Source organism: Cohnella sp. WQ 127256 (assembly GCF_024519285.1).
GTDB lineage: Bacteria > Bacillota > Bacilli > Paenibacillales > Paenibacillaceae > Cohnella.
In genome coordinates, this window is record NZ_JAMZCY010000008.1 from 158780 (window position 1) to 170969 (window position 12190).

The window sequence follows — 12190 nt, forward strand, 5'->3', positions numbered from 1 at the left end:
TGACGTTATAGGCTATACTTGAGAGATGGAAGATTAGCGAACAAGAAAGGAAGAAGGGAATTTACATGTTGTTTTACTTGGTTGCGATATTCGTTATTTCGGTTGATCAAATCACCAAATATTTAATCCGAATTCACGTTGATATCGGTGAGTTTATAACGGTATGGGGGATGCGGTTTACACATTATGAGAATAGTGGGATGGCAGGCAGCCACCTACAGGGTTATGGGCGACTCTTTGGTGTCGTGGCGCTTCTATTCGTCGTATTCGTTTTTTACTATCGTCGAACGAACAAGCTACAGGGGATTTTATTGAATTGTAGCTTAGGTTTATTTGTTGGAGGTGCGATAGGCAATGGAGTTGACCGTCTCTTATTCGGGCAAGTGACGGATTTTATCATTCGTTCCGGAGGTATTCTTAACGTTGCGGATCACGCGATTGAGCTTGGTGTACTATTTTTCCTCCTTCACATGGTCATCGGGTGGCTGAAAAATAGAAAAGCCTGATGAGGGCTTCATCTCATCAGGCTTTTCTATTATACGCCTTGAGGAACCGCTAGACCTAGGCCTTCCGCAATGCGCTGACCAAACTCTGGATCAGCCTTGTAGAAATGTCCGATTTGGCGAAGCTTGATCTCATCCTTCTCCACAGGCTTCATAGCTCCAACAATCGTGCTCACAAGACGAGTACGTTCATCTTGACTTAACAAACGATATAAGTCTCCCGGCTGAGTGTAATGATCGTGATGGTCGTAGCCTACGCTATTCGCTTCACCCGTCACCTCAAATGCAGATGGTTTGTCTTGAGCTGATTCAGTCGCTCCACCGTAGCTATTTGGCTCATAATAAACAGATCCTCCGCCGTTGCCATCAGAACGCATTTGTCCGTCGCGTTGATTGTTATTCACTTCCGCATGCGGTCGGTTGATAGGCAAAGAGTTATGATTGGTGCCAACGCGGTAACGATGGGCATCCGCATAAGCGAAGAGACGCCCTTGCAGCATTTTGTCCGGAGATGCCTCGATACCCGGTACGAAGGAGCCTGGTGAGAAAGTTGCTTGTTCGACTTCGGCGAAGTAATTTTCCGGATTTCGATCTAATACCATACGGCCTACTTCGATTAGTGGATAGTCCTTCTGTGACCACACTTTAGTTACATCGAACGGGTCGAAGCGATAAGTATTCGCATCTTCGACAGGCATGATTTGCACATGTAGCTTCCACGCTGGGAAATCTCCATTCGCAATTGCATTAAACAGATCCTCCGTATGGTAATCCGGATTATCTCCAGCAAGCTTGGCCGCAAGGTCGACGTCTAGGTTCTTAACACCTTGCTCCGTCTTGAAGTGATATTTCACCCAAACCGCTTTGCCTTCATCGTTGACCCACTTGAAAGTATGGCTGCCGAATCCGTGCATATGGCGTAAGGTTGCTGGAATTCCGCGATCGGTCATTAGAATCGTCACTTGATGCAGAGATTCTGGGGACAAGGACCAGAAATCCCAAACAGCATTCGGGTTTTTCAAGTGAGTTTGCGGATGACGCTTCTGTGTATGAATAAAGTCAGGAAATTTAATCGCATCGCGAATAAAGAAAACAGGTGTATTGTTACCGACCAGATCATAGTTTCCTTCTTCTGTGTAGAACTTCACTGCGAAACCGCGTGGGTCACGTACTGTATCGGCAGAGCCAAGCTCGCCAGCGACCGTGGAGAAACGAATAAACATAGGAGTCCGTTTACCGATTTCGGATAGAAAGCTTGCTTTCGTATAACTGGACAAGTCATTTGTAACTTCAAAGTAGCCGTGCGCGCCTGCCCCTTTAGCATGAACGACCCGTTCTGGAACACGTTCTCTATTAAAATGTGCGAGTTTCTCTAGAAGATGAACATCCTGAATTAACGTTGGACCTCGCGAGCCTGCCGTCATCGAGTTCTGGTTATCCCCTACAGGAGCCCCCCAGCTAGTTGTGAGTTTGTTGTTTGGGTTACTCATTACACAATCACTCCTCAGATAAATTGGATTATAGATATAATGATAACGATTATCAGTAAATAATCAATAGTAAATTAGAATTATTCTAAATAAGAATAGAAGTTGACTCAGATTAATGGGTGAAGATGGAAATTCTTTCGCTAATCTATATGCTCGATAATCAAGCTTATGGGCTTGGCTACCGTGTTATTCATAGGAAATGTACAGGGTTCAACAATTCGTAACTATTGCAGTAACTCTAGTGATTAGAAGGATTTACCTTTGTCTAATCGAATTAATATGCAACTGTGGATGACGGGAGATTATATAGATGCCGAAAATAATATTTTTCATTGGGGGAGCTGGAGCCGGGAAGACGTCTTTAGCGAAAGCGTTGGCAAGTAAACGTGGTGTCGCCATGTTGGATATGGACACGCTTTTGCGTCCAGCCGCGGTAGCCATGATGACGTTAGCTAATCTTGATCCGAACGATCGGGATTCCTCTGATTATAAGAGGTTATGTCGTGATCTGGGTTACCGCATCACAATGGATGCTGCACTTGAAAATGTGGCAATCGGGAATGATGTACTGGTCATTGGGCCCTTTACTAAGGAGACGGAGGATCCGGGGTGGATTGAGGGGGAGCTATCCACAATTGGCGCTAGTCTAAAGGATGTTGAGGTTAAGATCATCGTTGTCCATCTTGGGAATCTAGAAGAGTATCACAGACGGATAGAGCAGAGGAACTCAGAACTAGATCGCTGGAAGCTTGAGCACTGGAATGAATTCAGCCGCTCCTTATCTGTCAGAAATCCGAAATGGGATCTGCCCGCGGGCTCCGTGCTTTTTTTTGACAACACACGTCCGCTTGACGAAGACCAACTAGCTCTTGTAGAAGAGTTTGTTTATGCGAGTTCCGTATAAATAAGTGCACATTTACAAATGACTAACTTGATTTTCAATATGTTTGAAACGGAGATCTACTTATGAGATTCGCAACCAAGGTTGTCATCGTGACGGGTGGAGCTAGTGGCATTGGAGAAGCTGCCGTCAGATTGTTCGCACAAGAGGGTGCGAAGGTCGTTATTGCGGACTTTTCCGAGCGAGGGCAAGAAGTATCGGATCTATATAACGCAGAAGGCTTGGATACGATGTTCGTGAAGACGAACGTTGTCGACGAAGACGAAGTCAGGAATATGGTCGCTCAAACAGTGACTAAATATGGCAAGCTTGATATTTTATTCGCGAACGCGGGAATCGCCAAGGACGGACCTGCCCATGAATTGAGCATGGAAGCTTGGCAAAGAACGATTGATATCAATTTATCGGGTGTGTTTCTTTGCGATAAGTATGCGATTCAACAAATGTTATCCCAAGATACAGGAGGCGTTATCGTTAACTGCGGCTCCATTCATAGTCATGTTGGTAAAGCGAGCGTAACTGCTTATGCCGCGGCTAAGGGAGGGGTAAAGCTTCTCACCCAAACGTTAGGAATTGATTATGCTGTTAAAGGAATCCGCGTCAATGCAGTCTGCCCGGGATATATCGATACTCCACTACTTGCCGGACGCAATGAGGCCATTACTCAGCATCTTGTCGGGCTTCACCCGATGGGACGACTTGGCAAGCCTGAAGAGGTGGCTAAAGCGGTTTTATTCCTCGCCAGTGAAGATGCTTCCTTCATTACAGGGACGACGCTTCTTGTGGATGGTGGGTATACGGCGCAGTAAAGAAATTTTTAATGGGATAAACCCACTCCAATGTTGTAGAATAGATAGGGTACACAAACATGGGGTGATCATATGAGCGATAATCATACGAATTCGGCGGATGCCGGCACAGAGCAAGCAAAGAAATTGAGCCAAGCAGAAGCGATTAAACGTATTCTCGACAAGAAGAAGCAGGCTCAGCAACAAGCAAGTGGTCAACAAGGTAACCATTCTACGAATGGGAAACAGATGAAAACTCAGATTCATAAGGTCCAAAACAATCAAAAGAGACGCACGGGCGTTTAACAATTGCTCTTGTTGTCGGAACAAGGAAGCAGTCCATGTGAGCCTATCGGCTTTCGGACTGCTTTTCTCTTAAGTAATCCGGCAACAGGAAGCAGTCCAAACCGATTAAAAAGCGGGGATGGAGTGCAAGCTATTCAGGGAGGTAATGGTATGGAGCTTTGGTTTTTGGGTACTAGTGCAGGTATGCCAGTTCCTGAGAGGAACGTGACCTCTATCGTGCTGCGAATGTCGCAGAGTGGAGGGAAGTTCTGGATGTTCGATTGTGGAGAGGGAACTCAGCATCAGTTGATGCGTATGCCCTTCCGATTAACCCGGCTAGAGAAGCTTTTTATTACCCATCTCCATGGGGATCATATATTTGGACTACCTGGATTGCTGAGCAGTCGTTCTTCACTTGGCGCTACCGAACCACTGGATTTGTATGGCCCTGAAGGGATAAGAGAGTTTATTGAGTCAGCTCTGCGGATTTCTGGATCTCATCTTAGCTATACGTTGCAAATTCATGAGATTGACGAAGGGACGATATACGAAGACGAAACCTACAAAGTAGAGACGGCCAAGCTAGAGCATCGGGTCGATAGCTTCGGCTTTAGAGTAACCGAACACCCACGTTCTGGAACGCTTAATGCTGAATTACTTGCGGAAATGGGAATCCCGGCAGGGCCCGAATATGGAAGATTGAAGGCTGGACAGGACGTTCTATTGGAGGATGGGAGAACGATCCATTCCGTTGATGTCACGGGAAGTCCATTACCCGGTCGTGTTATCGTCGTGTTAGGCGATACGAAGCCTTGCCGTAGCGCGGTTGAGCTTGCAAGAGATGCAGATTTGTTAGTGCATGAAGCGACCTTCGGTCATGAGCTAGTTGAGAAAGCTGAGGAGTATGGACATTCCACTGCTTTACAGGCTGCACAGATCGCACAAGCTGCGGGGATCAAATGGCTAATCTTGACTCACTTTAGCACCCGATACAAGCTAGGGGACTTGGTACTTCTAGAAGAAGAAGCGAGAACTGTATTCGAGCATACAGATGCAGCATTGGAGCTGCAACCCTATGAGATTCCTCATGCAGCCCTAACATCTGACGCGAATGAATAATTCAATGGCGTCAGATGTCTTGGACTTGAGTACGTACTTGAGTGAATGATCAGTGTGTGACGTAAGCTTGAAGGCCAGCCTGATTCAGCAAGTTCCAAGGCTTGTTGTAGTGTGGTTGGAAGAAGAAATCGACAAAGCCAAGCTCGTCCATCGTCATGTTGTTTTGGATACATACAGATAGCGTGTTAATCGATTGGGTTAGATCTGCTTTCGAGAGCACTTGGGCACCTAAGATTCTACCACTCTCTTCCTCGTATACGACTTTGAGTAGTGCCTTCTCATGCGTTGGCATAAAGTCAGGTCGATAATCATCGTTTATTGTGATTTCTTTCACATTCATCCCCGCGTCAAGAGCCGCTTGTTCGGTCAACCCCGTCGAGGCAATGTTATAGTCGAAAATTTTAATCCCGGACGTTCCTTGTGTCCCCAGGTATTTAAGGGTTGGTTTAACTAAATTGCGGGCAACGAGGGTGCCCATCCGAACAGCGTTCGTAGCAAGTGGAATATAAGCATGCTTACCGGTCGGATTAAACCGAATGGCGCAGCTATCTCCAGCGGCATAGACATCTTCACAGCTCGTACGCATGTATTCGTCGACGATGATTGCGCCATTTGGGAGCATCTCCACTTGGCCTTCAAGCAGCATTGTGTTAGGACGGAATCCGATACATAGAATGACCAGATCGGCTTCATACTCTCCAGCACTTGTGATTACTTTGTTAACTCGACCTTCAGAGCCGCTGAATTCAGTAACGGTCTGTTCCAGCGCTAGCTTGACCCCGCGTGCAGTTAGCTCTTCCTCAACAAGATCGGTAAAGGGTGCATCCAGATACTTAAAGAGTACACGGGCTGTATTATCAATTAACGTTACCTGTTTATCTAATTGCTCGAATGCCTCCACAAGCTCGATCCCGATATATCCAGCTCCGACAACAGTGACCTTCTGAGCGTGATCTGCTTTCTGAATGATGGTTTGGGCATGGGCATAATTTTTGCATAATAAGATATTGTCCAGATCAATGCCTTCCATCTTCGGAATGATGGGCCATGATCCTGTTGTGAGTACCAGCTTATCGTACGTATCCTCATTTGTTGCTCCGGATACTAGGTTGCGGACTTGTACGGTTTTATGAGCAGTATCGATATCGAGCACCTCATGGCGCATCTTCGTATTCACGCCTAGCTGCTTTAATTGCTCAGGATTTGAATAGAAGAGCTGTTCGGCATTGTGAACAACGCCACCAACGTGTAGCGCGATGCCGCAGGAGAGGAAAGAGATATTATCATTGCGCTCGTAGACGGTGATGTTAGCATCTGGATAGAGCTTAGCCATCTGAGTGACCGCAGCGGTTCCGGCATGGGTGCAACCAATAACAATGATTTTCAATGTATGTTCCTCCTCGAATGAATTGTGATTTATTTCACATAAATCGATATGTTGTGATTTAAATCACAATGTTTGAATAACCACATCTTATTCTTGTTAAGGAACATTTGCAATAGAATTTTTATTCTGTCGTAATATGGCTACAACTTTAGAAAAAATACCCATCCTCTCAAGGTATAATGATTCAGAAGGAGGAGGAGTATGAACGAGCATAGAAAACAAAGACAACCATTACTCTTCAGTATTGGAACAATAGCACTATGGTGTGGGTTAATTTTATTTATAGGGACAGTCATCCTGTCACTACTCGCACGAATAAAGGTAACTGGCTCTATATGGGCTACCGTAGGAATAACCGCGAGTGTTGTCATTGGGTATTTGCTCCTGTTCCACTGGCTCAATCGTCCACTATCGAGAAGGATTTATGGGCTGGCTTTGCTCTTCATTGCATTAGGTTCACGGGTCGTCTGGGTATTAGTCGTAGACACGCAACCGGTGTCGGACTTTAAGGTGTTATACGATTATGCGATCAAAGCTGCAGATGGGGACTTTGCTTTCGGGAAGATGGATTATTATATCAGGTGGGTATATCAATTAGGCTACACCTTATATGAGGGCTTGATCGTGCGGATATTCGGCCCATCCTTAGTCCCTCTTAAGCTATTTAATGTGTTGTTCGAAACGTTAACGGTATGGATTGTCTATCGAATGGGAGCAAGTCTGTTCGGTGAAACAAGCGGCAGAATAGCTGGGCTTATGTATGCGACATACATACCGAATATCATCATGTGCTCAGTGCTGACGAATCAACATCTTTCGACATTATTATTCGCTGCAGGCTGTTTAATCGCTGTGACCCATAGAGGGAGGAACGGTGTTTTTGGCATCATGACAGTGGCCTTATGCTTCGCTTTAGGATCTGTGTTCCGACCCATGGGCTCCTTCTATGTTGGCATATTTATACTATTCCTCTTTCTATATGAGTGGACGAAGAGTGGCAGCTGGCAGCGCCGGTTGGGGACACTAACGAGAAAAGGATTAAGCTTCATTGCTGTCTATTTCCTCGTGCAGCAGCTCATTAGTTACTCTCTCATTACTGCTGGCATTACAGACTTAAAGCTTTCTTCCAACCAGGAGCCTTACTGGAAGTTCATAGTCGGACTAAACGCCGAATCGAATGGGCAGTGGAATCCGCATGATGCCGAATATGTTGTGAAATACCCTCTAGGACCGGAGCGTAATCAAGTAGAATTAACACTTCTTAAGGAGCGACTCAGTGACCCTGTCGAGGTATCGGCTCTTCTCCTTCGTAAGTTAGTTCTGATTATGGCTAAGGAAGATGATTCGGTACATTGGAGCTTAGGCGGCTTGGATCAATATGAATGGCAAATTAGACTCCTGTCGATTGAGCGAAGCCAATATATGGCCTATGCTTTCTTTGGTTGTTTCTCGTTGTTTGCCTTACTCTTTCATAAGCGTATAAGATCCAATCACGAGGGCTTGCGAACACTCGTTTCGAATAGACGGATTTCTGTGATCCATTTCCCTTTGCTACTCTTACTCGCGTATACGGTACTGCACACGATTATCGAATTTCAGGTTCGATATCGTCTCGACGTTATGCCCTTTTTCATTGTTTTCGCAGGCTATGGGTGTGTGTATCTAAATACGGGCTTACAAAACCGAATATTCTCTAGACGCTTATCTCAGCGCATGGAACAACGATCAGATACGATAGCCTCATAGATGATCAATTTTCTGCTCTTGAAGGATATTTTTATTTTTTGGAGAATTGTGTAGGATAAGGTCTTAGGGGATATTCGGGGCTAGCGCATAGGGATGCAGGGGAGGCAGGACCATGTCGAATAAAGACGATTTCAAATCTTATCGCGTACAATCACCTGTCAAAGCTTCACTGAGAATAGCATCCATATATTTGATTTGCGGGGCTGCGTGGATTCTTTTTTCGGATAGGGCGCTAAATACGTTGATATCGGATAAAGAATTGTTCGCCTTTTTTAGTATGATCAAAGGCTGGTTTTACATGGTTATGACTGCCCTGATGCTATTTTACTTAATCTATCGAACAACCTTCCGAATGAGAGTTACAGAGCGTAAGCTGCACAATCATTATACGGAAATGCTTAATAATCGGGAGGAGCTTCGCCAAGCTGCTTTTCGTGACCAGTTAACGGGATTGCCGAATAGACTTGCTTTGTTTGAGAATCTGACGATATTAAAAGATGCATCCCTCTTTTACATTGATTTGGATGATTTCAAATATGTGAATGACACTCATGGGCATGTGTTTGGAGATTTGTTAATTAAGGAAATATCGACTAGGCTATTGAAAGAGTTGAAGCCATCTGAGCAGCTTTATCGTCTAGGTGGAGATGAATGGGTCCTTGTTACCCGTCAACCCAAAGATCGGCTTCAAGAACGTGTAGAAATGCTGCTCAGCATTTTTGAAAAGCCATTTGTTGTAGGAGAGCATCGGAAGCACATGACGGGCTGTGTCGGAATATCGCACTTCCCTTCGCATGGCAGAACGCTTGAACAATTGTTGAAAAATGCGGATATTGCTCTCTATCACATTAAGAGTCATGCGAAGAATAGCTTTGCCATCTACGATGTATCGTTAAGTATACCTCTCCAACATCGATCGGATATGGAGCGTCTTCTCCGGCATGCATTGGATAATGGAGAATTTGAGCTCCATTATCAACCCCAAATTCATCTCGAGAGCTCCCGTGTCCAAGGCTTTGAAGCTTTGCTTCGTTGGAACAGCCCAGAGCTAGGACGGATTCCACCTGATCAATTTATTCCTATCGCGGAAGAAACACAGCTAATTGTTCCGATTGGAGAATGGGTTCTACGGACAGCTTGCGAATTCATACGAACGATTCATCAGGATGGTGATGACCAAACGATTGTCTCCGTAAATGTCTCAGTGGTGCAGTTAATTGAGCATCGCTTTGTCGAGCGAGTTTTAGATATTTTACAAGAAACCGGCTTGGATCCACGTTATCTAGAGCTTGAAGTGACAGAATCAATGCTCATTGAATCATTGGATCTCATTGCGGATAAGCTATCCCGCTTGAAGGACCATGGCATCACCATTGCATTGGATGATTTCGGTAGGGGATTCTCATCACTTAATCACTTAATGAAGCTACCGATTAAGACATTAAAGATTGATAAGAGCTTCATTGATCAGATTCCAGACCATTTGGAAAATCAACCGCTAACAGGCCTCGTCATCGGGATGGCTAAAGGACTGGGGATGAAAGTAGTTGCGGAAGGCGTGGAAACCTATATCCAATTAGAATACCTGAAAAGGTATGATTGTGATTGTATTCAAGGTTACTTGTTCAGTAAACCGCTCCCCGCTATAATAGCTAAGGAATGGATCAAGACAGCAGGCTAGCTAAAAAAAAAACGGAAATGAAATCATTTGTTTTTTTATTTTATATTAATTAGTCCAATGAATTAAACAATTGATTATATGTTAAAATGAGAAGGATGGAATGGGCTCGGGGAGGGTAGTATGCTGTGCGTATAAAGGGAAACCTGCAATTAATGAAAGAGATCAACACGGCCATGATCATGAATTTACTTCATAGGGAAGTCAGGATCACCCGCGCTGAGCTTACTAAGATTACTAAACTTAGTGCAACTACGGTTTCCACTCTCATAGAAGAGCTTATCGCGAACAACTTCGTGGAAGAAGTGGGCGAGAAGCCTTCATCAGGAGCGGGAAGAAAGGCGATATCCCTGCAGATTAATAAAGACGGTGGTTATGTCATCGGAATCTCCATAGGCAACAATTCTTTAATCTGCGCGGTTATGAATCTTCATGGTCAATGTATTACCGAGTTGAAGTCGAAGATCGCCGTAGGAAATGATAATTTGGCAGAGCAAATCAATTCGGCGTTGCACAATGTCTTGGGTCAGGTTGAATCGTTGAACACGGAGCTCATCAAGGGGATCGGTATTTCCACTCCGGGAATTATCGATGAGCTGGAGGAGACGGTCCTATTTTCAAGCCTACTGAAGCTAACGAACTTTAATCTGAGGAAACAAATCAGCACCGTATTTCCTAATGTTCCTATTAAAATCGTGAATGATTCGAATGCAGCTGCTTTTGCGGAGCATTATTCTGGAGCGGGCAAGGATAAGAGTAGCCTTCTGTATTTAACGATTAATGAAGGCATTGGAGCCGGAATTATACTGAATTCGCATATCTATTCCGGATATAAAGGAGCAGCGGGAGAAATCGGACATGTTCCCGTAGAAGCGAATGGAGAAATTTGCAATTGCGGCCAAGTCGGCTGTGCGGAAACCGTCCTTACTAGTCCTTATATCCTCCGTAAATGCCAGTCTCTTGCCAAGGAATTAGGCATAGTGATCCCTCAATCCTTGGATGAGGTCATTACTCGCTATGAAGCAGGAGAAGACTGGTTGGAGGCTGTATTCTATAAAGTCATTCAGGTGACAAGGCTGATGATCGCAGGTACAGTTAACTTCATGGCCCCAGAGGTAGTGATTCTTGAAGGCTGGATGAATCGTTCCCCCAAGCTGTGGGAGAAGCTTAGAACGGAGCTTGAGAGTTTCCCGTTCCCGTTCAAGTTCAACAGGGATAGGGTTTTACAGGCATCGTTTGGTGATAAAGGAGCCTTATATGGCTCGGCAACATTAATGCTACAAAAAATATTTAGCGCATCCGTTCTGGATTAATATGGAGGTTAACATTTATGATGAACACAAAAGTTTACGTTGGAATTGATTTGGGTGGCACAAAAATACTCGCGGTAATATTGGACGAAAATGGAGTTACGTTAAATAAGGCGGAAACAAGCACGAATGCTCATGAGGGTGCTGAACCGGTTATTCAGAGAATGATAGAGCTGATTAAGACCTGTCTGGAGCCCGAACACCAATTAGCTAGCATCGGTGTTGCGACAGCTGGGACGCTGAATAGCAAAGAAGGTATCGTCGCAACCGCTTCGAACCTGGGCTGGGATCAAGTACCGCTTGGCAAACGGTTAGGGCAAGAATTTGGCGTTCCTGTAAATTTAGAAAATGATGCAAATGCAGCTGCGTATGGGGAATGGGCAGTAGGAGCTGGGCGAGGAACACAAAATTGCGTGTATATAACGGCTTCCACGGGTATCGGTTCAGGTATTATTAGTGGAGGGAAGCTCATTCGCGGTCGGGATTCGAGTGCGGGTGAGCTTGGCCATATTACGATTGATATGAACGGTCCACGTTGCTTATGTGGGAATATCGGCTGCTTAGAGCTCTATGCTTCTGGAACATCGATTGGAAGAAGAGCGCAGGAGCTTGCGTCGCAATTCCCGGAGAAGGCAGCAGTGCTGCTAGAAAAAGCGGGCGGAAGTGCGATTACATCACGTCATGTTGCTGAGGCTGCTGCTTTAGGTGATGAAGTATCCGCTCAAGCCATTGAAGAAGCAGGAAAGGCGCTTGGCAATGGCCTAGTGAGTATTATTCACATTATGAACCCAGAGGTGATCGTTCTCGGGGGCGGAGCGGCTAGCATCGGTGCTCCATTATTAGAGCCGATGAAGCAAGTGATTGCTGAACGGGGTATCTATTCGCTGACGAACGGGGTTAGAATCGTTAGCCCGACTTTGGGTAAAGAAGCAGGAGCGATCGGGGCTGCTCTGTTGGTTGCGGAATAATTGGTTGCTGATTTT

General features: G+C 45.2%; 11 protein-coding genes. 9 read left to right on the plus strand and 2 right to left on the minus strand.

Annotated elements, in window-relative coordinates:
* The first annotated feature begins 65 nt into the window (after positions 1 to 65).
* Positions 66 to 506 (plus strand): signal peptidase II, encoded by a 441-nt coding sequence (gene lspA, locus M1K58_RS22295; protein ID WP_256761094.1) that lies wholly within the window; start codon positions 66 to 68, stop codon positions 504 to 506.
* 29 nt (positions 507 to 535) lie between these two features.
* Here lspA and katA read toward each other — a convergent pair whose 3' ends face one another.
* Positions 536 to 1993 carry a catalase KatA gene (gene katA / locus M1K58_RS22300; protein WP_256761095.1) on the minus strand — a complete coding sequence of 486 codons (1458 nt, stop codon included), beginning with the start codon at positions 1991 to 1993 and terminating at the stop codon, positions 536 to 538.
* Positions 1994 to 2303: 310 nt separating this feature from the next.
* Here katA and M1K58_RS22305 point away from each other — a divergent pair, with 310 nt between their 5' ends.
* From M1K58_RS22305 to rnz, 4 genes are all read left to right on the plus strand, one after another.
* Entirely contained in the window at positions 2304 to 2897 is a 594-nt protein-coding gene (locus tag M1K58_RS22305; protein ID WP_256761096.1) for a P-loop nucleotide/nucleoside kinase family protein, read from the plus strand.
* A 62-nt stretch (positions 2898 to 2959) separates the two neighbouring features.
* Positions 2960 to 3703, plus strand: a complete 744-nt coding sequence (locus tag M1K58_RS22310) for an SDR family NAD(P)-dependent oxidoreductase (RefSeq protein ID WP_256761097.1) — start codon at positions 2960 to 2962, stop codon at positions 3701 to 3703.
* A 72-nt stretch (positions 3704 to 3775) separates the two neighbouring features.
* Positions 3776 to 3988, plus strand: coding sequence for a hypothetical protein (locus M1K58_RS22315; RefSeq protein ID WP_256761098.1), 213 nt, complete (start codon positions 3776 to 3778; stop codon positions 3986 to 3988).
* Positions 3989 to 4138: 150 nt separating this feature from the next.
* Positions 4139 to 5086, plus strand: a complete 948-nt coding sequence (gene rnz, locus M1K58_RS22320) for a ribonuclease Z (protein WP_256761099.1) — start codon at positions 4139 to 4141, stop codon at positions 5084 to 5086.
* A 49-nt stretch (positions 5087 to 5135) separates the two neighbouring features.
* Here the strand turns inward: rnz and M1K58_RS22325 are convergent, their stop codons facing one another.
* Positions 5136 to 6473: an FAD-dependent oxidoreductase gene (locus tag M1K58_RS22325; protein ID WP_256761100.1), complete on the minus strand. Its 1338-nt coding sequence runs from the start codon at positions 6471 to 6473 to the stop codon at positions 5136 to 5138.
* Positions 6474 to 6674: 201 nt separating this feature from the next.
* Between M1K58_RS22325 and M1K58_RS22330 the strand changes: the two genes are divergently transcribed.
* From M1K58_RS22330 to M1K58_RS22345, 4 genes are all read left to right on the plus strand, one after another.
* Positions 6675 to 8219 carry an ArnT family glycosyltransferase gene (locus M1K58_RS22330; protein ID WP_256761101.1) on the plus strand — a complete coding sequence of 515 codons (1545 nt, stop codon included), beginning with the start codon at positions 6675 to 6677 and terminating at the stop codon, positions 8217 to 8219.
* Between the two features lie 112 nt (positions 8220 to 8331).
* Positions 8332 to 9900: a putative bifunctional diguanylate cyclase/phosphodiesterase gene (locus M1K58_RS22335; RefSeq protein ID WP_256761102.1), complete on the plus strand. Its 1569-nt coding sequence runs from the start codon at positions 8332 to 8334 to the stop codon at positions 9898 to 9900.
* A gap of 125 nt (positions 9901 to 10025) precedes the next feature.
* Positions 10026 to 11210 carry an ROK family transcriptional regulator gene (locus tag M1K58_RS22340; protein WP_256761103.1) on the plus strand — a complete coding sequence of 395 codons (1185 nt, stop codon included), beginning with the start codon at positions 10026 to 10028 and terminating at the stop codon, positions 11208 to 11210.
* Positions 11211 to 11227: 17 nt separating this feature from the next.
* On the plus strand, positions 11228 to 12175 hold the full coding sequence (locus M1K58_RS22345; protein ID WP_256761104.1) for an ROK family protein: 948 nt from the start codon (positions 11228 to 11230) through the stop codon (positions 12173 to 12175).
* Positions 12176 to 12190: the final 15 nt, after the last annotated feature.

Coding starts and splice junctions, on each gene's coding strand:
- M1K58_RS22310 (WP_256761097.1), top strand. CDS start 2,960: ATGAGATTCGCAACCAAGGTTGTCATCGTGACGGGTGGAGCTAGTGGC.
- M1K58_RS22335 (WP_256761102.1), top strand. CDS start 8,332: ATGTCGAATAAAGACGATTTCAAATCTTATCGCGTACAATCACCTGTC.
- katA (WP_256761095.1), bottom strand. CDS start 1,993: ATGAGTAACCCAAACAACAAACTCACAACTAGCTGGGGGGCTCCTGTA.
- M1K58_RS22345 (WP_256761104.1), top strand. CDS start 11,228: ATGATGAACACAAAAGTTTACGTTGGAATTGATTTGGGTGGCACAAAA.
- M1K58_RS22315 (WP_256761098.1), top strand. CDS start 3,776: ATGAGCGATAATCATACGAATTCGGCGGATGCCGGCACAGAGCAAGCA.
- M1K58_RS22305 (WP_256761096.1), top strand. CDS start 2,304: ATGCCGAAAATAATATTTTTCATTGGGGGAGCTGGAGCCGGGAAGACG.
- lspA (WP_256761094.1), top strand. CDS start 66: ATGTTGTTTTACTTGGTTGCGATATTCGTTATTTCGGTTGATCAAATC.
- M1K58_RS22330 (WP_256761101.1), top strand. CDS start 6,675: ATGAACGAGCATAGAAAACAAAGACAACCATTACTCTTCAGTATTGGA.
- rnz (WP_256761099.1), top strand. CDS start 4,139: ATGGAGCTTTGGTTTTTGGGTACTAGTGCAGGTATGCCAGTTCCTGAG.